At 60.8% G+C, this 24251-nt stretch carries 23 protein-coding genes; 11 read left to right on the top strand and 12 right to left on the bottom strand.

The features are described 5' to 3' along the window. Positions 1-53: 53 nt before the first annotated feature. From NGM68_RS15045 to NGM68_RS15035, 3 genes are all read right to left on the bottom strand, one after another. The gene (locus tag NGM68_RS15045; RefSeq protein ID WP_252699051.1) at positions 54-422 is read right to left on the bottom strand and encodes a cupin domain-containing protein; all 369 of its coding nucleotides are present in this window, start codon (positions 420-422) and stop codon (positions 54-56) included. A gap of 86 nt (positions 423-508) precedes the next feature. Beyond that, positions 509-1321, bottom strand: coding sequence for a 3-methyl-2-oxobutanoate hydroxymethyltransferase (panB, locus tag NGM68_RS15040; RefSeq protein WP_252699050.1), 813 nt, complete (start codon positions 1319-1321; stop codon positions 509-511). A 23-nt stretch (positions 1322-1344) separates the two neighbouring features. Continuing rightward, on the bottom strand, positions 1345-3417 hold the full coding sequence (locus NGM68_RS15035) for a histidine kinase N-terminal 7TM domain-containing protein (protein ID WP_252699049.1): 2073 nt from the start codon (positions 3415-3417) through the stop codon (positions 1345-1347). A gap of 142 nt (positions 3418-3559) precedes the next feature. Here NGM68_RS15035 and NGM68_RS15030 point away from each other — a divergent pair, with 142 nt between their 5' ends. Continuing rightward, on the top strand, positions 3560-3793 hold the full coding sequence (locus NGM68_RS15030) for a DUF5822 domain-containing protein (protein ID WP_252699048.1): 234 nt from the start codon (positions 3560-3562) through the stop codon (positions 3791-3793). A gap of 30 nt (positions 3794-3823) precedes the next feature. Here NGM68_RS15030 and NGM68_RS15025 read toward each other — a convergent pair whose 3' ends face one another. The 4 genes from NGM68_RS15025 to NGM68_RS15010 form a co-directional block, all read right to left on the bottom strand. Continuing rightward, the gene (locus NGM68_RS15025) at positions 3824-4366 is read right to left on the bottom strand and encodes an HAD family hydrolase (RefSeq protein ID WP_252699047.1); all 543 of its coding nucleotides are present in this window, start codon (positions 4364-4366) and stop codon (positions 3824-3826) included. Between the two features lie 89 nt (positions 4367-4455). Continuing rightward, positions 4456-5586, bottom strand: a complete 1131-nt coding sequence (locus NGM68_RS15020; protein ID WP_252699046.1) for an acyl-CoA dehydrogenase family protein — start codon at positions 5584-5586, stop codon at positions 4456-4458. Between the two features lie 86 nt (positions 5587-5672). Beyond that, positions 5673-6584: a dihydrodipicolinate synthase family protein gene (locus tag NGM68_RS15015; RefSeq protein ID WP_252699045.1), complete on the bottom strand. Its 912-nt coding sequence runs from the start codon at positions 6582-6584 to the stop codon at positions 5673-5675. A 157-nt stretch (positions 6585-6741) separates the two neighbouring features. Further along, positions 6742-7629 (bottom strand): sulfurtransferase, encoded by an 888-nt coding sequence (locus NGM68_RS15010; RefSeq protein ID WP_252699044.1) that lies wholly within the window; start codon positions 7627-7629, stop codon positions 6742-6744. A gap of 356 nt (positions 7630-7985) precedes the next feature. Here NGM68_RS15010 and NGM68_RS15005 point away from each other — a divergent pair, with 356 nt between their 5' ends. The 10 genes from NGM68_RS15005 to NGM68_RS14960 all read left to right on the top strand — a co-directional run bounded on the left by NGM68_RS15005 (position 7986) and on the right by NGM68_RS14960 (position 18847). Further along, positions 7986-9533: an amidase family protein gene (locus tag NGM68_RS15005; protein ID WP_252699043.1), complete on the top strand. Its 1548-nt coding sequence runs from the start codon at positions 7986-7988 to the stop codon at positions 9531-9533. 177 nt (positions 9534-9710) lie between these two features. Continuing rightward, positions 9711-10976, top strand: a complete 1266-nt coding sequence (gene lysA, locus NGM68_RS15000) for a diaminopimelate decarboxylase (protein ID WP_252699042.1) — start codon at positions 9711-9713, stop codon at positions 10974-10976. Next, positions 10963-12078, top strand: coding sequence for a C40 family peptidase (locus NGM68_RS14995; RefSeq protein WP_252699041.1), 1116 nt, complete (start codon positions 10963-10965; stop codon positions 12076-12078). Before lysA ends, NGM68_RS14995 begins: the two co-directional genes overlap by 14 nt. Next, positions 12075-13151 carry a dipeptide epimerase gene (locus tag NGM68_RS14990; RefSeq protein ID WP_252699040.1) on the top strand — a complete coding sequence of 359 codons (1077 nt, stop codon included), beginning with the start codon at positions 12075-12077 and terminating at the stop codon, positions 13149-13151. Before NGM68_RS14995 ends, NGM68_RS14990 begins: the two co-directional genes overlap by 4 nt. A 146-nt stretch (positions 13152-13297) precedes the next feature. Next, complete coding sequence (locus tag NGM68_RS14985; protein ID WP_252699039.1) at positions 13298-14893, top strand: N-acyl-D-amino-acid deacylase family protein; 1596 nt, start codon at positions 13298-13300, stop codon at positions 14891-14893. Positions 14894-14986: 93 nt separating this feature from the next. Next, positions 14987-15289, top strand: coding sequence for an amphi-Trp domain-containing protein (locus tag NGM68_RS14980; RefSeq protein ID WP_252699038.1), 303 nt, complete (start codon positions 14987-14989; stop codon positions 15287-15289). A gap of 108 nt (positions 15290-15397) precedes the next feature. Continuing rightward, the gene (locus tag NGM68_RS14975; protein ID WP_252701435.1) at positions 15398-16186 is read left to right on the top strand and encodes a creatininase family protein; all 789 of its coding nucleotides are present in this window, start codon (positions 15398-15400) and stop codon (positions 16184-16186) included. A 331-nt stretch (positions 16187-16517) separates the two neighbouring features. Next, complete coding sequence (locus NGM68_RS14970; RefSeq protein WP_252699037.1) at positions 16518-16655, top strand: hypothetical protein; 138 nt, start codon at positions 16518-16520, stop codon at positions 16653-16655. Positions 16656-16808: 153 nt separating this feature from the next. Further along, positions 16809-17852, top strand: a complete 1044-nt coding sequence (locus NGM68_RS14965) for a HEAT repeat domain-containing protein (protein WP_252699036.1) — start codon at positions 16809-16811, stop codon at positions 17850-17852. Positions 17853-18058: 206 nt separating this feature from the next. After that, positions 18059-18847, top strand: a complete 789-nt coding sequence (locus NGM68_RS14960; protein ID WP_252699035.1) for a DUF4013 domain-containing protein — start codon at positions 18059-18061, stop codon at positions 18845-18847. 269 nt (positions 18848-19116) lie between these two features. On the opposite strand, the gene NGM68_RS14955 is transcribed toward NGM68_RS14960, so the two are convergent. The 5 genes from NGM68_RS14955 to NGM68_RS14935 all read right to left on the bottom strand — a co-directional run bounded on the left by NGM68_RS14955 (position 19117) and on the right by NGM68_RS14935 (position 24235). Then, on the bottom strand, positions 19117-19953 hold the full coding sequence (locus NGM68_RS14955) for an alpha/beta fold hydrolase (RefSeq protein WP_252699034.1): 837 nt from the start codon (positions 19951-19953) through the stop codon (positions 19117-19119). A 282-nt stretch (positions 19954-20235) separates the two neighbouring features. Further along, positions 20236-20673, bottom strand: coding sequence for a cupin domain-containing protein (locus NGM68_RS14950; RefSeq protein ID WP_252699033.1), 438 nt, complete (start codon positions 20671-20673; stop codon positions 20236-20238). 329 nt (positions 20674-21002) lie between these two features. Then, positions 21003-21833: an IS5 family transposase gene (locus NGM68_RS14945; protein WP_252701424.1), complete on the bottom strand. Its 831-nt coding sequence runs from the start codon at positions 21831-21833 to the stop codon at positions 21003-21005. Positions 21834-22097: 264 nt separating this feature from the next. Next, entirely contained in the window at positions 22098-22961 is an 864-nt protein-coding gene (locus NGM68_RS14940) for a DUF8173 domain-containing protein (RefSeq protein ID WP_252699032.1), read from the bottom strand. Continuing rightward, entirely contained in the window at positions 22958-24235 is a 1278-nt protein-coding gene (locus NGM68_RS14935) for a hypothetical protein (RefSeq protein ID WP_252699031.1), read from the bottom strand. The genes NGM68_RS14940 and NGM68_RS14935 overlap by 4 nt, the downstream gene beginning before the upstream one ends. Between the last annotated feature and the right edge of the window lie 16 nt (positions 24236-24251).

The following is a 24251-nucleotide window of genomic DNA, read 5'->3' as shown; positions in this document are numbered from 1 at the left end:
TCAGTGGAGGCAATGGGGCGTACGATCAGCACCCACGATGCTGTAACATACGGTCAGGGGTCGTATTTCTCGGCGTCGCTCACTCGAGGCGCACCGATTGCGACTATAGCCGCTGGTTCCGAGGCGGCGTCAGGAACGAACGCGCGGTGTGGATTCCCGGGGTTGACGGTGAAAAACTCCCCGTCACCGACGACGAACTCCTCGTCGGGCGTTTCGACGTGAATCGTCCCACGACTGACGAAGAAGGCCTCCTCCTGGGTATCGTGCTGGTGGTACTCGAGTGGAAGCTGTTCACCTGGCTCGGCGAGAAAGTGGTTTAGGCCCACCTTCTCGAAGCCGGCGGCCTCGCTGATCGAACGCAGTTTGCGTCCCTCCCAGCCGATGGGCTCGAGACTCGAGGGATCGATAACGTGATATCCCATACGGATTCCGACTCACCGAATTGCCAAAAACATCGGTTATTCTGATTGATGGATTCAGTGACACGTTCTCGCTACTGACTCACTCGTCAGTAGATCCGATCGAGATCCGACTGTTCGTAGCTGTGTTCGTCACCCGGGAAGGTTCCGTCCTCGACGGAATTGACGTACTCGTCGACGGCCGATTTCATCGCCGCTTTGACGTCGCCGAACTGCTTCGAGAAAGAGGGACTCCACTCGCTGAGGCCCACGACGTCGTGAAAGACCAGCACCTGGCCGTCACACGACGGCCCCGCGCCGATGCCGATCGTCGGAATGTCGATTGCGTCGGTCACTTGCGCCGCGACGTTCGAGGGGACATGCTCGAGAATCAGTGCAAATGCGCCGGCGTCGGCGTGTGCCTCCGCCAACTCGAGAATTCGCCGGGCCGATTCCTCGTCGGTTCCCTGCCGCGGGAACCCGCCGTATTGGTTGACGTGCTGGGGCGTCAATCCCAGGTGAGCCATCACGGGAATCCCGAGCTGTACCATCTTCTCGGTCAACTCGATCGTGTGTGGCCCGGATTCGAGTTTGACGGCTGTCGCCCCCGCCTCCTTGAGCATGCGTCCGGCGTTCTCGAGGCTCTCCGCGTCGTCGACGCCGAAGGAGAGAAAGGGCATGTCGGCGACGACGAGGGCGTCCTCGGTGGCCCGGACGACGGCACCGACGTGTCTGAGGGTGTCCTCGACGGTGACCGGCAGCGTCGTCTCGTAGCCGAGTGTCGTGTTCCCGACGCTATCGCCGACGAGGATAACGTCGACGCCTGCCTGGTCGACGATCGCGGCCGTCGGAGCGTCGTAGGCAGTGAGCATCGTGATCGGTTCGTCTCCCGTGTTGTCACGGACGTCACGAACGGTGGGCATACCGGCTAGTCGGGTGCGAGCGATTAAATGGCGTTGTTTTCTGCCAGCGATGGTGTCGAAACTGGCGTCGTCGACTCGACTGTCACCTCGAAGTACGCCCCGTCGTAGCTCTCGATCGGACTCTCCTCGAGCGTCACCGTCCAGCCGTGGGCTGTGACGATCTGATCGACGATCGACAGGCCGAATCCGGTTCCGTCCGCGTTCGTCGAGTAGCCCGAGTCGAACACCGCCTCACGTTCGGTTGGCGGGATTCCCGAACCATCGTCGACGACGAAAAAGCCCTCGTCGGTCGGCCCAACGGCGATCGAGACTCCATCGTCGGGTCGATCCGGATCGGCACCGTGCTCGATGCTGTTTCGATACCAGTTTTCGAACACCCGAAGCAGTCGATCACGATCCGCCTCGAGCGGACGGTCGCCAAGCACCGTGAGTGTCGCTCCCTCGGTGTCGACGCTCCTCCAGGCGTCTCGTGCGACTGCCTCGAGGGATAGTTGTTCGGTTGTTTCGACGGTGGCTCCTTCCCGAGCCATGGTCAACGCATCGTCGATGATCTGTGTCATCCGGGTATGTTGTTCCTGGATCACCCCGATCGCATCGTCATCGACGCGCGAATCGAGGATGTCAAGATACCCTTCCGCGACGTTCAGCGGGTTCCGAAGGTCGTGACTGACGACGCTCGCAAACTCGTCGAGTCGATCGTTCGTCCGCTCGAGTTCGTGCTCGCGTCGCCGACGTTCGGTGACGTCTCGAGAGTTAACGACGACGCCGTCGACGACGGGATCCTCGAGCATGTTGCGGCCGGTGGCCTCGAGCGTACGCCAGTGACCGTCGACGTGTTGCATGCGGAATTCGACGCGCCTCGGTTCGTCAGTCATTTTAACGTTTTCTTCGAAGTACGGAACCAGCGTCTCCCGGTCGGCCGGATGGACGTACTCGAATGCGTTCGTCTCGACCATCGCTGCTGGCTCGTACCCGAGAACGCGACTGACCGACGGGCTTTGATACCGGATCGTCCCGTTGGCCCCGAGGACGGTCACGACGTCGCTCGCGTTCTCGATCAACGTCCGATATCGACGTTCGGTTCGCCGACTGTCGGTCACATCCTGAAAGAGGACGAGCGTCCCGCCGTCAGTACCGACAAGCGGCGTCGTTCGTACCGTAACATACTGGGTACCGTTGCCGTGTTCGATCGCGACCGCTTCGGTCGTCTCGAGAACCTCGGTGATCGGCTTCGTTCCGATAGTCACGGCTTCGGCCGATGCTCCGAGAAGCGATTCGCCGGGCGGCTCGAGCATCGACTCAGCGGCGGCGTTGACGTCGACCAGTCGGTCGTGGTCGTCGAGGACGACGACGCCGTCGCGCATCGTTTCGACGACAGATTCGCGGGCGATGGGGACGATATCGAGCAACTGATACCGAAAGACGGCACCGGTAATCGCCAGGCCGGTTACGGTGAAGGCGACTGGCGTCCAGTTGAGTTGGCCTGCCCCCGTCGTACTGACGTATCCGACGTTGACGAGAAACGGCACTAGAACCGCCGAAACGATGGTCAGCGCTTGTCGGCGGTAGAGTCGCCGAGCGGTGTATCCGAAGTGGCCGACGACGACGATTCCGAGCAACACCAGCAGGTAGCTGTAGGAGACGTGGAGCGCGTAGAGCGACCCCGTCGTGTACTCGATGTACGTTCCCGAATCAGCCACGGTCACCGACGTGTAAAACCAGCCGTGGAAGGGGTTTGTGATCCTTCCGACGAACGAAACGACGGGCACAACGAGAAGCACTCCAACGGTTCGCGGTGTCAAATGGGAACCGTATCCGGCGTACTGGAGTGCGAACGTAACCCACGCAATCGGTAACAGAATCGTCGCGATATTCGACATTCCCCACCCAGCGAGCGTCGCCGTCTCGTGTACGGTGACGTGGGCGATTAGCGACCCCATCGCCCAGAAAGCAGTCACCCCCATCATGGCCGCGAGTAGCGTCGCCAGTCGGTCGTCACGCTGATGGGTACCCCACCGCCCATACAGGGCGACGGCGACAGACAGCACGACCGCTACGAGCAGGGCAACGATGTACAGGGTGTCTCGCTCGGCCATTGTGTAGTAGACGTAGCTATCTGGCTATTCGGTTCCACCGTCATCAACTCATTGGCCGGGCACCGTCGTCGACACACAGGCCAATCACCACCTATCGGGCGGGAACGGCGTCTTTAAGCCATTTGCCTCGAGAGCCTCGAGTGTGCCTGAACCCGTCGAAACTTCCGATCCGGACGGCGTCGATTACGGCTGGGTGATGCAGGTGACGTTCGTCACGACGATTCTGATCGGCGCGCCGGTGGTCGCGCTCGCGTCGACGACCGTCTCGCTCCCAACGTGGGGGGATCGAGCGGAGTTCGCGATCCGAGTTGGTGCTGTGATCTGGATTCTGACCGCGCTGAGCGTGTTTGCCTACGCCAAGCGAACGCAGGAATGACAGGCAGGAGTAGCCGTTTCCGCCCAACCGTCACCGACCGGTGTCGACGTATTCGAACGCCGTCCCCGCTCGCTGGGCCGTTTTCTCGTCGCGCGAGGAGTCCCCGATGAAGAGCGTCGTCTCCGGGGTGGCGTCGAGTCCGTCGATCGTCTCGAGCAAGGGTTCGGGATCGGGTTTCCGAGTGTCGACGGTATCGCGACCGACGACGGCGTCGACCGATGGCTCGAGTTCGTGTTCCCGGAGGGCGATCCGACAGGCGTCCTCGCAGTTGAGCGAACAGACGCCGACGGGGACGTGCTGGGCGGCCTCCTCGAGGTGGTCGGCGTGAGCCAGTCGGGTCGACGACCGTGCCCCCTCTCGTTCGTGGGTCGCGATCGCGGCCTCCACCTGCGGTGCGAGATCGAATTCGGCGGCGCTTCCCAGCAGTTCCCACAGGTCACTTCCCGGGGGATCGATCGCTGCCTCCAGGTACACCTCGAGGACGTCACCCGCGACGACGTGCCAGTCGACGTCTAGGTGGACGAGCGTTCCGTCGAGGTCGTAGACGATAGCGTCGTAGGCTCGAGCAGTCACAGGAGCAGATAGGAAGTCCCGGAAAATAGCGCCTTTGGTCGTCTTACGAGGATGCGACGAACCGGTTGTCGAAGGTCGCACACTGGTGACTACTCGAGGAGGTGCCGAGCGATGATCTTCTTCTGAATCTCGGTCGTCCCCTCGTAGATTTCGGTGATCTTGGCGTCGCGGTAGAGGCGTTCGACCTCGCCTTCGGTCACGTAGCCGTAGCCGCCGTGGATCTGGACGCTCTCGTTTGTCACGAACATCGCGGCCTCGCTGGCGAAGTACTTGGCCATGCTTGCAGCCATCGCGGCGTCGGTAGCGCCCACGCCGCGCTTTCGGGCGGCGTCGCGGGTGAGCAAGCGACCGGCTTGCGTTCGCGTCGCCATCTCTGCGAGTTTGTGCCGGATCGTCTGAATGTCCCCGATCGGTTTGTCGAACTGCTCGCGCTCCTGGCTGTAGGCGAGTGCCTCGTCGAGAGCCGACTGGGCGAGGCCGACCGACTGGGCGGCGATGGCGATCCGTCCACCGGTCAGGATGTCGAACGCCGCCGAGAGACCACGTCCCTCCTCAGTCAGCCGGTTTTCCGCGGGGATACGGACGTCGTCGAAGTGCAGTCCGGTCGTATCGCTCGCCCGGAGGCCGAGTTTGTCTTCCGTCTCGCCCACCGTGAGGCCGTCGGCGTCGGCGGGGACGAGGAACTGGGTCACCGTCGACGGATCGTCTCGGTCGGTCTTGGCGAAGAGGATGATGACGCCCGCCCGCTGCCCGTTGGTGATCCACTGTTTGTCACCGTTGATCACGTACTCGTCGCCCTCGAGCCGCGCCTCGGTCGTCATCTCGGCCGGGTTCGACCCCGCGTGGGGCTCCGAGAGGGCGAACGCGCCGACTGGGCGGCCGGTGGCCATCTCCGGGAGCCAGCGCTCTTTCTGACTCTCATCGCCAAAGCTGGCGATGCAGGACGTCGCCAGGCAGTGTACGGAGAGCGCGGTCGCCACCGCGAGCATGCCGTATGCGACCTCCTCGTTGACGATGGCGTAGGTGACCGGATCGGCGTCGTAGCCGCCGTACTCCTCGGGAACCGTGAGTCCGGTGAGATCGAGTTGCGCCAGTCCGTCCCAGACCTCCTCGGGGAAGGTCTCCGTCTCGTCGGCCTCGAGCGCGGTCGGTCTGATCTCTTCGGTGGCGAACTCCCGCACCACGTCCCTGATCGCTTCCTGCTCCGGCGTGAGTTCCATGGCTCAGAGTCCGTGGGAACGGCAAAAAATGCCACTGGTTTGTGTCGGTCGTAGCCGACACCTGCCACAACCCGGCGTCCATCCGTCTACAGCAGCTCGAGCGCCTCGAGTTCGGCCTCGAGTTCGGCCGCGCTTGCCTCGTCTTTGAGCCGGAGGGGACTGCGAAGCGGCCCGGCGTCGAACCCGCGCAACTGGAGTGCAGTCTTCACCCCGGACATGTACGCACCGCCGACTTTGAGCGCGTCGCGGACATCGTACACGCGGCTCTGGAGGGCCCGAGCCCGTGCTTCGTCACCCTCATCGTAGGCCTCGTACAGATCGACGACCAGTTCCGGGAAGACGTTCGCCACCGCGCTCACCATCCCGGAACAACCGATCTCGAGGCCGGTAAAGAGCAGCGAGTCCGATCCAGCGAGGAACGTCATCTCGGGGTGGGCGTCGATCGACTGGGCGAGCCACGGCACGTCCTTGCTCGAGTCTTTGAGACCGACGACCGAGTCGATCTCGACGAGTTCGTCGAGAGTCGTTCGGGGGATCGAATTCCCCGTCTTGCTCGGGATGTGGTAGATGTAGATCGGTAGCGACGTCGCCTCCGCGACCCGACGATAGTGCTCGAGGTACGCGTCGTGATCGAGGGGATAGTAGTAGGGGGTGACGACAACCAGGCCGTCTGCACCAACGGATTCCGCGTGCGTAGCGTGGTCGACGGTCTCTCGAGTACTCGGGGCACCGACGCCCGCAATCACGGGGACGTCGCCGTCGATTTCGTCGACGACGGCCTCGACGACACCCTTCCGCTCGTCGGGCGTCAGCAGCGGGAACTCGCCGTTCGTCCCGAGCGGGAAGACGCCGTGAGTGCCCCCGTCGACGACGAACCGGGCGTGGGCGGCCGTCGTTTCGTAGTCGACCGACTCGTCGTCGTGAAATGCCGTAACCGTGGGTGGGACGACGCCGTGAATCGAGAGCGGATCGTCCGTTCCGGGATCGTGATTCGCCATACTCGAGAGTGAAACCGGGAGCGGCTTAAATGACCGCGTTGGCGGCAGGTATCCGTACCGCGTCGAATCGATGTTGCACGGGATCGATCGGGGACGTAGCTCGAGAACGGAATCGGCTTTGGACTCGGGTTTCCGACTCGAGACGGGTGAGACGTCGCTACTCGGCTGTCCCGGTCTCAATCGGTGCCCGGATGCGGTTGCCCCACTCCGTCCAGGAGCCGTCGTAGTTCTCGACGTCCTCGAACCCGAGGAGTTTGCGGAGGACGTACCACTCGATAGACGACCGCTCGCCGACCCGGCAGTAGGTGATCACGGACTGATCTTCGGTGATGCCGACGTCGTCGTACAGCGCCCGGAGCTCGTCGGGCGATTTGAACGTTCCGTCGTCGTCCAACACCGACGTCGTCGGCACGTTTTTCGCCCCGGGAATGTGCCCGCCACGCTGGGCCGTCTCCTGGAGGCCTTCGGGAGCGATGACCTCGCCGGTAAACTCCTCGGGCGAGCGCACGTCGACCAGCGGAACGCCGGAGTCGATCGCCTGCTCGACGTCGTTCTGGTAGGCACGGATGCGCTCGAAGGGGCCGCGAGCGTGGTATTCGTGGGTCGAAAAGTCGGGTTCGTCGGTCGTCAGCGGGTAGTCGTGTTCGATCCAGTACGGTTTCCCGCCGTCGATGACGCGGACGTCCTCGTGGCCGTAGTACGTGTACTCCCAGTAGGCGAACAGCGCGAACCAATTGGGGACACGCCCGCCGCCGTAGAGAACCACCGTCGAATCCTCGGTGATCCCTGCCTCGGCGTTCAGTTGCTCGAACGCCTCTTTATCGAGGAGGTCACGGGTCGTCGGGTCGCTGAGATCCTCCTTCCAGTGAAAGAAGATCGCGCCCGGGATGTGTCCCTCTTCGTAGGGCGTGTACTCCGAATCTGCCGTGACGGTCGGGTTGTTGACTTCCAGCAGTCGGTACTCGGGGTCGTCGGACTGGAATTCCTCGAGGTGATCTTCGACCCAGTCGGCCGTAACGAGCGTGTCGGTGTCGTGGTCTGGCATACAATCGTGTTCGCGGTCGCGATGAGCATAAGGCTGGCACTGACGGCTAGATCGGACTCTGTCTGTGACGATTGACTATCGGCATGACCCGCCTCTGTCGTCCCCTTCGCTCAGGCCTCGTTAGTACGTTTGGCGGTTCCTACGACAAACGGGTGTCAACGACGTCGGTAACACTTGCAACCACCAATGATTTCGACGGTCACGAGGCGGGAGCCCGAGAGACCTGGCTCGAGGATCGAACCGAACTGCTCGACCACACCGGTTTCGAGCGCCGATCCCCCGATGGACGACCGACAGCAGTGACTTCAGTGATCCCTATTACTATAGCGGATGGGACAGTATCCAATCGGAAGGACATGCCCCCAGTATCCGATCCCGATTCCGATGCCGACCTCAATTCGTTCAGCCTCGTCGACCCGACCGTCGAGGATATCCACGCAGCCTTCGAGCGGGGAACGCTGACAGCCGAGTCGCTCGTAGCCCGGTATCTCGACCGAATCGACGCGTACGACGACGACCTGAACTCGATTTTGACGATCAACCCGAACGCCGAGGCGCGGGCCAGCGAACTCGACGCAGCGTTCGAACGCGACGGCTTCGTCGGCCCGCTCCACGGTGTTCCGATCGTTCTCAAAGACAACCAGGACACCCACGACATGCCGACGACGGCGGGGTCGGTGACGCTCGCCGAATCGATCCCGTCGGCGGACGCGTTTCTCGTTGAGGCCCTCCGTGCCGCTGGCGGGATTATTCTGGCGAAGGCGAACCTGCAGGAGTTCGCCTACGGTGTCGACACGATCAGTTCACTCGGTGGCGAGACACGGAACGCCTACGCGCTCGAGAGGCGTCCGTCGGGATCGAGCGGTGGGACGGCAGCGGCCGTCGCGGCGAACCTCGGGGCGATCGGAACCGGATCGGATACCTGTTCGTCGGTTCGTTCGCCGCCCGCGTTCAACAACTTGGTCGGCTTGCGACCCACCAGGGGACTGGTCAGCCGAACGGGAATGATCCCGTTGAGCGAGACCCAGGATACGGCCGGGCCGATCACCCGTACGGTCACGGACACTGCTCGGATGCTGGACGTGATGGCCGGCTACGATCCGGCAGATCCCGTTACGGCCACGGGTGTCGGAAACGTCCCGGACGACGGGTATGTCTCACACCTCGACGAACAGGGACTCGAGAGTGCGCGCATCGGCGTCGTGCGGGAACTGTTCGGACTGCAAGCAGAAGGAAGTGCGCCCAGTGAGGCAGCCCAGTCGGTCACTGACGTACTCGACACCGCGATCGACGAGATGGAGCGCGCCGGGGCAACGATCGTCGACCCCGTCGACATCGTCGACACGTCGTTTCTGGGTTCTGCCCGCGTCATCAGTTTCGAGTTCAAACGTGACCTCAATCGGTATCTGGACGGGCTCGGGGCGGACGCCCCGTACGACTCGCTGGAGGCGATCGTCGACTCCGGAGCGGTCGCACCGGCGGTCAGCTCGCGACTGGAGGGGGAGCCGATTCTCGAGACCGACCCCGAAACGGTCGACGACGATCCGGCGTACGTGCGGCGGCTCGAGCGGCGACGAGAACTCCGCATCGACACGCTCGGCCGAATGGCCACTCACGAGGTAGATGCCCTGCTGTATCCGCCGTCGACGATTCCACCGGTGGCGATTCCCGAGCACCAGCCCTTCGAGGAACTGAACTGTGAGCTCTCGGCTCACACCGGCCTCCCCGCCATCGTCGTGCCAGCCGGGTTTACCGATGGCGGCCTCCCCGTCGGCGTCGAATTGCTGGGGCGGCCGTTCGGGGAACCGCGCTTACTCGAACTCGCGTACGCCTACGAACAGGCGGCACGCCATCGCCGGCCACCGGACGGGTTCGGCGCACTGGACGGCCGTCTCGAGGGATAGAGGCGGGTGTATCGACGCGCCGCCGATCGCCACCTCGACCGTTTGGGGGCGGTGGAAACTTCGGTACGGCCCCTGCGAGAGCCGTACATCCCTTCCCAGGGCGGAACGTCCTCGAGAAGCGCCGCCTAGTATGCGAGGGGGCGTGTTTTCCCTCTCCAGTACGCACGTCCGATAGTGATGGATATTGAGGCGCGGAGAGAGCGTCTCCTCGGGATCGAATCCGACCTCCTCTCTCCGTACGGAACGCCGGTTTACGTCTTCTTCGAGGACGACATCAGGCGGAACTATCGAACGGTACGGCGGGCACTCGACGAGCAGTATCCGGATTCAGTGGTTCACTTCGCCGTGAAAGCGAACTACAACCCGGGAATCCTCTCGGTGCTTCGGGACGAAGGTTGTCACGCCGAAGTGTACGCCACCGGCGAACTATCGGCTGCACGTTCCGCTGGGTACGAGCCTCGGGAACTTCTGTTGACGGGGATGAACCGCCGTCCCGAAGACGTCGAACGAGCGCTCGAGATGGGTGTCGAACATCTCCTGGTGGACAACGCGATGGAGCTCGAGCGGCTGATCGACGCCGCCGAACGGACGGAGATGCAACCGAAGGTGCTCGTTCGGGGCAATCCAGCGATGGAAGTGCCAACCCACCCAGAGGTTGCGACGGCGACCCGGGAGTCGAAATTCGGTCTCGATATCGACTCCGGTCGAGCGATGGCCGTCGCCGAACGGGCGGCATCGTCGTCGGCAGTCGAACTCGCAGGCGTACAGTTGCACATCGGGAGTCAGATCAAGGGTGTCGAACCCTACGGCGTTGCCGCCCGCGAGATGCTCTCGTTTGCGGCCGAGATTCGGGACGAACTCGGTGTCGAAATCGACATCCTCGATCTGGGTGGCGGGTTTCCGGTTCCGTACGACGGCCCCGTTCCCGACACCGACGCGATTGTGACGGAGATTGCGACGACGGTTCGCGAGACCGCGCGGTCGTTCGACCTCCCGCTCCCGACACTGTATCTCGAACCCGGGCGACGGTTGGTCGGCAACGCCGGGACGCTGGTGTCGACCGTCGGCGTAATCAAGGAGACGCCGCACGCGTCGTTTGCCGTGCTCGACGCCGGTACGAACACCGTCTCGTCGTACTGGCCGTATCCGATTTACGCCCTCACCGATGGCGAGTCAAGCGAGCACTACGACGTCGCAGGGCCGCTCTGTTACACCGGCGACGTGATCGCCGAAGACGTCCCGCTGCCGCCGCTCGAGCGGGACGACCTCCTCGCAATCGATCGGATCGGTGCGTACTCGCTGGGAAGTGCGTCACACACGAACGCCCAGCCGAAGCCACCCGTGTTGCTGTGTCGATCGGACGGCGAGATCGACGTGATTCGCCGACCCGAGAAACCCGCGGACGTGTTCGCCAAAGGGGAGGTGCCCGATGACCTCCGTTGAAGAACTCGCCGTCCAGCGGGTGAAGACCGTCCACGCTCCCGACGATCGTGTGGTTTGTTTCGAGGTCACCGTCGAGGCGGAGGATGAGGGCGACGACGAGACACCGGGAATCGTGCTTGCTGGAACCGTACAGACCGATCGAACTAAAGAGAGTCTCCTCGAGGAACTGCGCCAACTATCCACCGGTCGAACCGTACGCGATTCGCTCTCGGTACTCGAGGGAACCGGCGAAGCGATGACGACCGATCTGCACGTCAGTGCCGTCCGTGGCGAGCCGCACGAGGACGCCGAACAGGTCACGCAGGTGCTGTACGGTGCCGAGCTTACGGCCTACGACTCGAGAGATGGCTGGCGGCGCGTTCGGACGCCCGGTGGGTACCTCGGGTGGGTCGAAGCGACGGCGTTGACGGATCCGAGAGTGGCGGCGGACGATGTGGACGTGACGGATCCGGGAACGGCGGTGGACGCTGTGGACACGACGGATCCGAGGGGGACGAGGAACGGTGTGGACGTAACGAATCAGAGCGAGTGGCGGCCAGACGGCGTCGTCACGGCACCGACGACCCCCCACCAGTCGAATGCCACTCCGGAGACTGTCCCGGCCGGCGTCGACTGCCATCTCGAGTCACGCGACGACGAGGAGGTAACCGTCTCGTTTCGAACCGGGGTTCGGGCGACGCTGCCAGAGACGGCCATCCACGAACGGACGTCGACGGGAACCGGAGCCGACGTCGTCGCCGTCGCCAGACAGTTCCTCAGGACGCCCTACGAGTGGGGCGGGATGACTATCGAAGGGATCGACTGCTCTGGCCTGGTCTGGGTCGCGTACGCGTCCGTTGGCGTCACCGTACCACGCGATGCGGATCAGCAGCGTGACCTCGGCACGGACGTCTCGCAGGACAATCTCGAACCCGGCGATCTCCTGTTCTTCCCCGGGCACGTCGCGATCAGCCTCGGCGGCTCCGAGTTCGTTCACGCCTACGGAAGCGCCGAACAAGTGACGGTAAACAGCCTCGACCCGTCTCACGCCGAGTACGTCGAGTCGCTCGCGGAGTCGGTCACGGCGATGAAGCGGTTCCTCCCCGCGGAGGGGGCTCGATGATCGTCGAGCGAATCGAGGTGTACCGCCTCGACGTCCCGTTGACCGATCCCTTCGAGATTTCGCTCGGAACGAAACACGAGGCGGAGAACCTCCTCGTCAGGGTCGAGACCGACTCGGGTACCGTCGGGTGGGGAGAAGCCGCGCCGCTCGAGCCGATCACTGGCGAAACGATCGACAGCGCGATCGAAACGGCGAAAGCCGGTGTCTCGGTGCTGGAGGGGCGAGACCTGCGAAATCGGCGCTCGATCGTGACCGATCTCGAGGCAGCGCTTCCCGGCGCTGTCTCGGCACGACTTGCCCTCGAGACGGCGCTTTACGACGCCTACTGTCGTGAGCGTGATATTTCTCTCGCAGAGTGTTTCGGTGGGTCGCCCGGGCCGATTCGCACTGACCTGACGGTGTCGATCGTCGACCCCGATACGGCCGCCGCCGAAGCCGAATCAGCCCTCGAGGCAGGATTCGACGAGCTCAAAGTGAAAGTTGGCGGCGATGTATCGGCGGATATCGAGCGAGTGGCCGCCGTACGGGAGGTGGCCCCGAACGCAGGGGTCAAAGTCGATGCAAACCAGGGATGGCAGCCCAAGGAGGCCATCCAGTTTGCTCACGAAGCACGGACTCGAGGTCTCGACCTCACGCTCCTCGAACAGCCGGTTCACCGCGACGACGTTCGGGGACTCAAGCGGGTGACGGAGGCGGTTCGGATCCCCGTTGCAGCCGACGAGGCCGTCTTCACGCCCACTGATGCTCACCGTATTGCCGCGTCGGGAGCCGCGGACGTCATCAATATCAAAGCGGCGAAGTCGGGACTGACAGACGGTGCAGCGATCGCCGAAATCGCCCGCGGGGCCAACCTCGAGGTGATGATCGGCTGTATGCTCGAGAGTGCGCTCGGGTTGCACGCGAGCGCCCACCTCGTGGCGGGTCTCGGGGGCTTTTCGTACGTCGATCTGGACGGGAACCTCTCGTTCGAACGGAACGTCGCCGACGTCACTGTCGGGCCGACGCTCGAGACGCGTGGCCCCGGTCACGGGATCGTTCCGGATCCCAGCATGGTTCCGGATACGCCGGAGTGAGTCAACCTGGGTGACGTTTTCTCCAAGAGGGATCGAGGAGCGATCGACAGGGTATCGAAACACCGTTCCCAATGAACCGTCCGTTCGGCCGCGACCCTTGCGTACGAGGGAGGGATTTTTACGACCGGCGTGAATTGCATAGGGGTATGTCAGCACACGACGTGATATTCCGGGGCGCTCGAGTCGTCGATGGAACCGGCGCACCCTGGTTCGACGGTGATGTGGCGATTCGGGACGGACGGATCGAATCCGTGGGCACCGTTTCGGGAACCGGTGATACCGAACTCGACGCATCTGGACTCGTCGTCGCACCCGGATTCATCGACATCCACACGCACTCCGATTACACCCTCCCGGCGAATCGGGACGCTCACAGCAAAGTTCGACAGGGCGTTACGCTCGAGATCCTGGGAAACTGTGGAACGAGTGCGGCACCGAAACACGGGGCGGCAGCCGAGGACGTTGCAGAGAGCTTCGCCTACCGCGGCGTCGGGGAGGCTGTCGATACGACCGCCTGGACGACGATGGGTGAGTACCTCGATCACCTCGAACACGAGGGCGGAATTTCGGTGAACGTCGGCTCGCTGATTGGGCACGAAAACGCCCGCATTCCCGTGCTTGGGTACGAAGATCGGGCACCGACGGCGGACGAACTCGAGGAGATGAAGGCGATCGTCGACGAGGCGCTGTCCGACGGTGCCGTTGGGCTGTCGACGGGGCTGATATACACGCCCGGGGCGTTCGCCGACACCGAAGAACTCGTCGAACTCGCATCGGTCGTCGCCGACCACGACAAGCTGTACACCACCCACATGCGAAGCGAGGGCGACGACATCTTTTCGGCGCTCGAGGAGGCCATCGAGATCGGTGACCGTGCCGACGTTCCGGTACAGGTGTCCCACCACAAGGCCGTCGGTCGGGACAACTGGGGGAAAGTTCGATACACGCTGCGTCGGATGGAACTCGCCCGAAACCGCGACGGCATCGACATCCAGTGTGAGCAATATCCGTACACCGCCTCCTCGACGAGTCTGAGCGCCCGGGTTCCGACGTGGGCTCGCGAAGGTGGGACGGAGGCGCTCCTCGAGCGCTTACAGGACGAGGCCACCCGCGAACGTATTCGTCGGGAACTCGAATCGAACACCGACTCCTGGGACGACATCCTCCTGACGAACGTCCGAACGCCGGCTCTCGAACACCTCCAGGGAAAGACCGTCGGCGAACTCGCCGACCGGGAAGACGAAACGCGGGCGGCCGTCGATATCGCGATCGACACGCTGATTCAGGATCGGTGTCGAACCAAGCACATTCACTTCTGTCTGGACGAGACGGACGTCGAGGAGGTCATGAGTCACGACCTCACCATGATCGGGAGCGATGGCAACGCGATGGTTCCCGAAGGCCCCCTGGGTGACGGCGTTCCCCATCCTCGAAGCTATGGCACTTTCCCACGAGTGCTCGGTCACTACGTTCGTGAACGGAACCTGCTCTCGATCGAGCAGGCCGTGTTCAAAATGACCGGGCAGCCAGCATCGCGACTGGGGCTCGAGAACCGCGGCTTATTGAAACCGGGTTCGTGGGCGGACGTGACCGTGTTCGATCCCGAGACCGTTGGACAGGGTGGATCCTTCGTCGACCCGGCCGTCTATCCGGACGGAATCCCCCACGTGCTCGTCAACGGCCAGTTCGTCGTCAGGAACGGTGAACATACGGGCGAGCGACCGGGAACGACACTTCGATAGCGCTGATCCGGAGGGCTCGAGGAAATCGCTGCCGTCCAAACCGCGTCGATTTGAAGGCCCGTATATTTTACCGACGGTCGTGGTAGGCCAGGTATGGCAGACGACGAGCACGAAGCCGATACCGAAACGGAATCGACAGCCGATGAGACGGAGCGCGAAGGAGAGCGGGTGATGAGTCGAGCGGAGGGCGCGGCTATCCTGCGAGAAGTCGCTGCCGGAGTCGAAGACGGAACGATCGACATCGAAGGGGAGAACGGGTTCACCGTGGCGATCCCGGAACGCTTCGAACTCGAGGTCGAGTACGAGGTCGGCGACGACGAGGCAGAGCTAGAAATCGAACTCGAGTGGCCGATGAAAGACGGCGAAGCGGTGTCGGCGGACGAAGAACTCGACTGACTGTCTCGTTCGCCTCTACACGAACGAGGCTGTGTCCGAGAATCCATGGACACCACGAACCGACCACGACCCGATATTTTTCTCGATTCGGATCGTACACAGATGGACATGTATCTTGCCGATCACACGTGGCCCGAACTCGAGTCGTATTTCGACGAAAAGTCAGTGGCGATCGTCCCGATCGGTTCGACGGAGCAACACGGACTGCACCTCCCCGAAGGAACCGATCACGTGATCGCCGAAGGGCTTGCTCGAGAAGCGGCCAGTCGAGCGGGCTATCTGTGCACTCCCACCATCACTATCGGCGTCAGCTCTCATCACCGTCAGTTTCCGGGGACGATGTGGGTCGATGCGTCCGCGTTCCGCACGTACGTCGAAAGTTTTTCCAGGAACCTCACCGCTCACGGTATCGATCGCATCGTCTACGTGAACGCCCACGGCGGGAACGTCCCACACCTGCGTGAGGTTGGTCGTCGATTGTACGAAGATGAAATCGCGTACGCAATCGAGTGGATGTGGGACGAGAGCATTCCAGCGCTAGTGACGGAACTGTTCGAGCAGAACGGTCCTCACGCGGGGCCGAAGGAGACGTCGATGGTGTGGTATCTCACGGAGAACGTCAGAGAGGGAGAGCTCGAGGCGGCCAGAGAGACCGGGTGTGTCGACCTTGCTGACGTTCAAACGCATCAGAACGGTGCACGAACGTACTACGATGCGATTGGGAATTCGGAAACCGGTAGTTTCGGCGACCCGACAGACGCCTCGAAAGCAAAGGGTGAACGACTATTCGACGCTGCGTGTGACCAGCTGGTTCAGCTGTGTGAGTGGATGCACAAGCAGGATTTTGACGAGCTGATGCCCACAACAGCAGTTTCCGACCGTTCACATCGGGAGTGAATCGCCCGATCACCATCACAGCGTACGTTCGACCTGCTGCACCTATGACGAACTGCCGTGTGCCCTCCCGGTGCTGGTTTCGGCCAGCTACCGCGATACACCGTCGGTATTGCTCGAGGGATTCGAGTGTGTGGATTAGCGTTGTGTCCAACTCTGGCGCACAGTACCAGCCTGCGTCGATCATCGAATCAATCGTCTCACGCGCTTCGGAGATAATACTGGATCCTTGCGTAGCGCTCAAGAGAACATACGTGCCCACTGCTCGACGGATCACAGCAAAATTGGCACCAGTGTGCTGTGGTGCACGGTATCGAAGCGAACGTCCCTGAACGTGCTCGAGATCAATTGTACCGACCCCATAGCGTTTCAGGAACACGGGACGACGGTCGGTCAGTACGCAACGACCGACGTCGTCCCGCTGTGGGAATTCGACGACCAGTGTTCGTTCGAAGTAACGAAAAGGGCGTGATAGAGAGCAAAGGAGAGTTGGCGTGATTTCGTTCGGCACCGAATCGAACGTGGCCTTTCACAGCTACGACTGGTGGCTGGTCAGACAGGTGTAGTCAGATCACCTTCACATGTGCCATGTCATTTATTGTCAACACTGACGGAGGTATGGATAATGAACGAGTCAGACGACCAGTTTGTCGAACGGGCAACGGAGCTTCGGCATCTCGCACTGACGGAACCGATGGAGGTCGATCCCGACGACGTGGGAGCGATCCTCTCGAATCCGGTCGCTTCACACCCAGCCCACGGTGCGGCGATCGTCGCGTTGCTCAACGTGGCTCGAGTCCGCGACGACGTCGGAGCGACGTTCGTCGATGATCTCGGTCGGTTACTCGGTCGGCCCTCACTCGAGACCGCGCTCGTCCTTCGGTGTCTTCGCCAACTTGCCACGAACGATCCGAAGGCGGTGCTCGTGCTCCGAGATGAAATTGTCGATCACGTCTCGACGAAGCCGACCGACGTCACGCAGGCGGCCACCGGGTGTTGCGTCGAACTGGTGGCCACGGCACCAGGCGAGTTTGTGGATCTCGTCCCGACGCTTTCGACGCTCCTCGATACGGAGAACGATCAAATACGCGCAAACGCAGTGTACGTCCTCTCCGGCGTCGCTCACGAGTACCCGGAGGAAGTGAAACCCGTAGTTCCCCAACTGATCGACGGGGTCACGGATCGAGACCACGCGTATCAGGCGAACGCACTCTCCGCACTCGGGGCGGTCGTGTCCGCGTATCCGGCCATCGGGACGTCGGCAACGGAGACGCTTGCCGAGATTGCTGGCTCGGGCGCACCAACAAACGTCCGCGCGAACGCGGTCGGCCTCCTCGGTGACATCGCTACGGAACACCCGGCTGACGTCCGCGATCACGTTCCGGTTCTCGTCAGCTGTCTCCACACCGACGACGAGTATCTCTCCGGTAACGCTGCAGCAGCATTGTTGCACGTCGCCGTGGACGATAGCGAAGCGACCGAGGTAGCGATCCCGGCCCTCGTCGAGTTGCTGGACGATCCATCGCCAGTTGTGAGGCGAAACGCGTGCAAGGCGCTCGGCCACCTCGAGGCGACGGTAGCCCTGGAACAGTTACGATCGATGGCAGACTCCGATCCCGACGAGGGCGTTCGCTCGATAGCCGCGTGGGCGACAACTCGAGTGACGTGACGCTAAGACCTATTGATTGATATCTAACAATTCTTGAGTTGTAGAATCATGTACCATCTCTATCTGTGCTGACCGCTACAAGTACATGAGGTCGTGAGTTATGCCATACTGTTCAAATTGTGGAACGAAACTCGAGGGGGGGAGAACGGTTCTGTTCGGAGTGTGGCGTGGAGATCGACGCGGGCCCGAGTCGGAAGACACGTGAGATGACCGAGCGAGAGACACAAGAACACGAGACACAACCGGTCGAGGTGGCCGACAATCCAAAATCGGAACCAGAACCGGAACCGGATCCGGAACTGCAACCGGAACCAGAACTGGAACAGGAGCAGGACACCAACTCGATCCTCGACTACGCGATCGGATACCCGCATCGAAACGGGTGGGGAACGATCCTGATCGGCGGAGCGCTCACCCTGTTTATTTGGCTGATCGTTCCACTATTTCTTGTCACTGGATACTTCGTCAAACTCACCGAAGCCGTCGCAAGTAGGAAGCCGAATCCCCCACGATTCGATGACTGGGGCGAATTACTCAAACTGGGCGTGCTAGCGATTCTGGTGATGCTTCCGCTGGCAATAGCGATGTCCCTCATATCCTACGTCGTGGGAACGGTAAGCGAATCGCTGGGCGTCATCGCAACGCTGGCGTTCTACTACGTGGTTCCGGCAGTGTTCCTCCAGTTCGCGGTCACGCACACGTTTTCCGGAGCCTACGACGTGGACGGACTCCAGCATTTGCTCACGCACAAGACGTACGCCGTCGGTCTTCTCGTCGCCCTCGTCGGCGCCATCGGCGGCTGGGTCGTCGTCGCACTGGTGAGTGTCGTCTCGTTCATTACCATCATCGGGTGGATCATCATCATTCCGATGGCAGTGTTCTACTACTCCGCCTTCCTGTACACGATCCTGGGCCGGATCTACATGAAGATCCAGCTCGAGGACGAACAGACTGAGGGGGCCGCGGCACCGGTTCACACTGGATCGGGCGTGTGAACGATCTACGATTCGTACTCGTTCTGCGATCCCTTTGGTGGAAGCAGTTCCGCGAACTCGTCATCAAGTGCGTGGTTCACAATCTGGAGCGAAGCCTCGCTATTTCATCTGAGGACAGCGAATGTACGTGATTCGAAAGGAACGGACTGCTGCATACAGAGGATGTAGTCAGCACCACAGGTAGATACTTCCGATGTACAGAACCAGCCGATCGCTACAGATGCCTATCGAACGAACGGCATAAACGGCAGGAGATGATCGCTGATCTATCAATTCGACTCACGAACGAACGAAAGCACCTCGTCGACGAACCGTTCTGGTTTGTTTTGCATCGCCACGTGCTGTTCGTCCTCGAAGGTAACAATCCGACTGTTCGGCAGTGCTTCGTGGATCGCCTTCGTCGCGTCCTTGAACTTCTGAGGACTCTTTCCACCGGATAACAGCAAGCTGGGAGTGGTCATTGCCGCAAGGCGATTCGGTTGCAACTCATGCTCGCTTGAAGCCCGTTCCTCCCGTGGGAGGGTGTGAGCTCCTGCGACTCGATCATCCCAACTGGCATCGGCGCGAAACATGTCGATTTCGTCCGATGTAAGCCCGCCGATCTCACGAAGGAACACCATGAGGGCCTCCTCGTTGTTTCCTTCTGCCAAGAGGTCGTTCATTTGGGAGATTACCGCTGGATCGCTCATGTCGTGATCGCCCACTGGGATCCCCGGTTCGTACAGAATGAGTCCGTTGAGGGAGTCGGTGAGAAGTGACGCCTCCAGTGCGAGGTTGGCGCCGAAAGAATGTCCGAGGAGTGTCAGCGGGTCGTCGATGGACTCGACGACGGCGACGACGTCCTGGATCTCCCTCTCCAGCGAGTAGGTGTCTGCATCGCCACTCTCGCCGCGACCGCGACGGTCGATGGCGTATACCGTCACGTGGTCGGCCAGGGAAGAGCGAACATCAGCGATCTCCCATCGCCGGTGATCACTGACCCCGCTGCCGTGGACTAGCACAAGCGGTGGCCCGCTTCCTGTTCGCTCGAAGGCGATTTCAGTTCCATCTGCAGACGTGACGGTTTCCATTTCTGCCCCTTCGTCTGGCGGTGTTGCTTTTGCCATGGGCTGTATTACCCCCACTATCTATGTGATACACCCACATAGTGTCAGCTGCTGAAAAATCTGCAGACGGTGAACAGGAGGAATGTGATCAGAGATCGGACGTGAGCGATACGCGCTGTGGGTTCAGCACGGATTGTTCGAACTACTCGGCTTCTGTCAGGAATGGTGTGACAAACTCAGAGCATGAGTTCAGCACGGCGACACCGTTTGTATCGGGTATTCCGCGCCTGCTGCGTTGGGCTATGTTCGTCCACACTGCCGCCGAGTGCGTAGCCGACCGATTTACGCGTCGGTCGGGAGCGGGCCGAGAAATTCGAAACCGTGCTCTTCACCTATCGCAAAGAGGGCTTCAAGGTCAGCATCGGTTACGTCGCGCAGTTCGGGCAGCTCCCGGCTGGCAGACGGTTCACCGACGGCGCGGAAGAAGTCCTCGGCACCCGCGGGCGTCATGACGATGAGTACGCGCAACACTTCGTCTCCCTCAACACGCATTCCGTGTGGTACGTTCGCCGAGACATGACCCGTCATCCCGGGAGTGAGATACTGTGTCTCGCCATCCACGTGTAACAACATTTCACCGTCGATGACGTGGAAGATTTCGGCGGGCCTGTGGGTATGCAGGCCATTCTCGAACCCAGGCGGGGCGAGCATATCCTTGACGGAAAACTCCCCGTTCGTATCCTCACCGTCGGCGGTGATAGTCATCGTAGCGCCGAGCACGTGGAGATGCTCCTCGTCGGGTACTGGTTCAGTTACTTCACTTGACAATTGAATCGCCGATGGAGGTACGCCACGAGCCATATTAAGTTCGACCATCAAACTATTATTTTATTGAACTAAACTTTGAGATAGAATTGAAATATCTGTGTCAATTGAAAATCTGTTACTATCATGTGTCGTTCACCAATACTGATCGGTTTGACTATCACACAGCAGATATAATCGGTCAATCATTCCTCGACTATCCACTACACTCCTACTTATTGACTATACCCTCGCTTTCTGAATACGCGCCCTGGGTCTTGTTTAGACGCGCGAGATCGGCCGGGTTAGGCCCTGATCGATTGTTCGATGTTTCTGACGGCAGCCTTTAGGACGAGTTCTCGGAACTGCCCAAACCACGTTCTTGCCTTAAGTGTGGAACCGAAACGCTTGCGCAACGCGAAAAATATCGATTCTGCGATAGACCGTTGATGGTAGGTTTCATCATCAATCCGAGCATTGTGCGCAGCGTCGAGCGAGTAGAACTCACGATGCTTGATTACCGGTCTAATCCCCTCGTTTCGTAGCATCTGCCGGAGTTCATCCCAATCAAACCCTTTGTCAGCGACGACAGTTTCCACGGTGCTGAGATTTCTTTTCAGGACTTGCCACGCAATCTGCGTGTCATGTGGTAGGTTCATCGAGCAGTGTACATCGAGAATGGCTCGCGTAGAACAGTCTACGAGAATAGTGGTTTTGACCGACTCAAACGTCCCTTTGACGCGTTTTGCGTAGTTATGACTCGACGAGCGATGAGCGATGCTGGTCGAGTCGATTGCTTGTACCTCTCCGGTATCGAATAGTTCCGCCGACAGCTGCAACAGCATCCGCCAGACGGGCATCTTGAGATCTTGTTTTCGAGCACAAACGGTGGTGAAGTCCGGCAGCTCATCCGGTGAAAGGCCGAGTTTGGCGACAATAGCAGGCATTTCTCGAAGAACGTCTAGCAACCGTCGGTAGGAGTGATCGAGGTATTCTCGAAGACCATGGATCGCTACGATCACCCAATCGGCGTAGCCATCTTTTCCTTTGCTGAGAGGTTCTTTCGAACCGCTTCCGACAGCTTTTTGAGACAATTCGACACATCGTTCGGTGAAGCGGGCCAGTTTGGAGTGCACATCCACCTGTGCTCGCTTCATTTCCTAGAAATCCCGACATAGAGGCAATATTACTAGCGTCTAAACACGGCCCGCGCCCTGTATGCAGCACAAGGTCTGAAACCTATCACCTCTTGAGGGTTTCAACAGAGCCTCCTCGCGTTCTGACGGCGGGATAAGTATTCCCGGCGCGAACGCGAACTCGTGGACGTTGATCTCGCTGTGACCGGCAAAAGCCTTCGAAGAGTCCTTTGTGATCGAATCAGTATACCACCAGATTGGTCGTCATTCCGGCAGCGACACTGGCTCGAACTCCTGGAGCCCGAAGTACGTCACCACGACGGCTCCCAGGCCAATCAGAAGAAGGGCGGCCGCGATCAGATCGCCAAGGATCGGAACCACTTCGATCACCTGCAGGAAGACCATGATGGCGACGACGCCGAGTGCGGTCGCCAGTTCGACGCGTGACGTTTCCAGTTGTTGGCCAACAAGGTACCCCAGGGCGATGATCCCGTAGAATATTGTCATCATTCCGACCAACAGCCCGAGAATGCTCACCGGGAGTAGAACGAGAGTGAACGCCATAAACACGAACACGGCGAGAAACGTGACGGCGATGAGCGCCCCGACGGTGAGACTGACAACCGAGTGATCGCGTGCAGCCGAGCCGACTGTTTCGAGGAGAATACGACGGGTTCGGGCGAGCCACGCTCCCGCGAGGGCCAACACCAGCGTCGTCAGAATAACAGGCGTGTACGCGGCGATCGGGTCGGGTTCGGCGGGTGCGAATGCGACGGTCGATCGGTCGGCGATGACTGCTCCGTCGGCCACTTCCTCACCCCCGCCGATGTGCTGGAGTTCGCCATCGATAGTTCCGCCGTCTTCGACGATGAGCGAGCCCGACAACTGCGTCACATCACCTTCAACGGTACCCTGAATGTGGAACTCGCCCCCGATGACGTAGACTGGACCAGCAATCGCTTCGTCTGAGGGGATGGTGACGGTTGCGTCGCCAACGATCAACGCCCCACGATGCTCGGTGATCTCATGATTGCCCTCGATAACAAATTCAGTTGTTTCGACCTCTCCCCCGCCCGCAGACATCATGAGTAGAACGATGATTAACAACGGGAGGAGTTCCAGATTCATGACGCCGCCTTTCCACGTGCTAACTCGACCATTCGATTGACGTAAAGCAGTACCGGCAACGCGACCACGAACAGCAACGAGAGGGCGTTCACGTACGTTAGATGGCTCGTGAGGGAGAGCTCAATTCCTTCCGAGTACAGCGCCAGCGCGGTGCTCAGGAACGTCGCTAGCCAACCAGCGATTCCCACGCCGAGCGCCGTGTGTGTCCCGATCGTCTTCGACGTCGAGAGATCCGGCCAGAGCGCGAAGTTGAGCGTCGTGTAGAAACTCACCGCGAGGACGTAGAACATTGGGAGAATGAGTGCTGGCGTCTCTCCCGCTCCGAACTGGATGTCAAAGACGTACAGCAGGTGCGTGAATGCGAACAGACCGAAGACCCAGATAAACACCCAGTTCCGCTCGAAGTTCGTGTACAGGACACCGGCGGCAATCGCCCCAACGACGTGGAGGACGGCGATGAACAGCCGGACACTCAGGTCGGGTGATTGCCACGATGTGTAGATGTAGAGCGGTTCCTCAATGATCCGGAGAAAGCCCAGACTATCAATGAAGAAAACACCGAACATCAACAGGACTGGGGCCCAGAACGCGACACTCAGTGTTCGAACAGGCGTCGATCGGCAGAACCGACCGATCCCAAACGTGCTACGTTCGTGCTGTCCGGCGAGGACATCGACGAATGCGAACCGCTTCACTGAAAGGACGGCGAGAATCAACACTGCTGGCACCATCATCGCACTCATAACGAGGCTAAACTCATCGATTCGCCACTCGACTGGATACAGCGCCGCGATGAAAAACGAGAGGCCTGCCACTATCGCGGCAACGTATCCCCGGTCTCTGATGGGGATGAAATCGAGCATGAAGCTGAACGTCACCGGGATGCCGAGTCCGAGCGTCGCCGAACAGACGACGACCCACAGCACGAACCACTCGACCGTACTCACGAACGGGGCAGCGATCGTCAGGAGCAGTTGCACGAGAATAATCAGAAAGAGCAGGCGAAACTTCACGTACAGATCGGTGCTCCAGCCACGTCGATCCATGACGAGGCCGCTGCCGATGGCGGCGACGAGCGTGAGGAGCGCGAGCACAGCCATCACTATCGACACGTCCTCCGGGGACATGCCGATCTCGCGCGTCCCAAGATCGGTCAATCCCAACTGGACGAATGTGAGGTTGTAGTAGTAGCCCGCCGTGAGCGCCGACACGTAGATTAGATAGCCGGTAACCGGAATCCACCGTCGCTCACGAACGAACTCGAAGAGTTTCATTCACGTATCATACGAG

Origin of the sequence: Natronosalvus vescus (assembly GCF_023973145.1) — an archaeon.
Lineage (GTDB): Archaea > Halobacteriota > Halobacteria > Halobacteriales > Natrialbaceae > Natronosalvus > Natronosalvus vescus.
The sequence above is the reverse complement of the archived record's forward strand: the minus strand, read 5'-3'. Positions and strand labels throughout refer to the sequence as shown.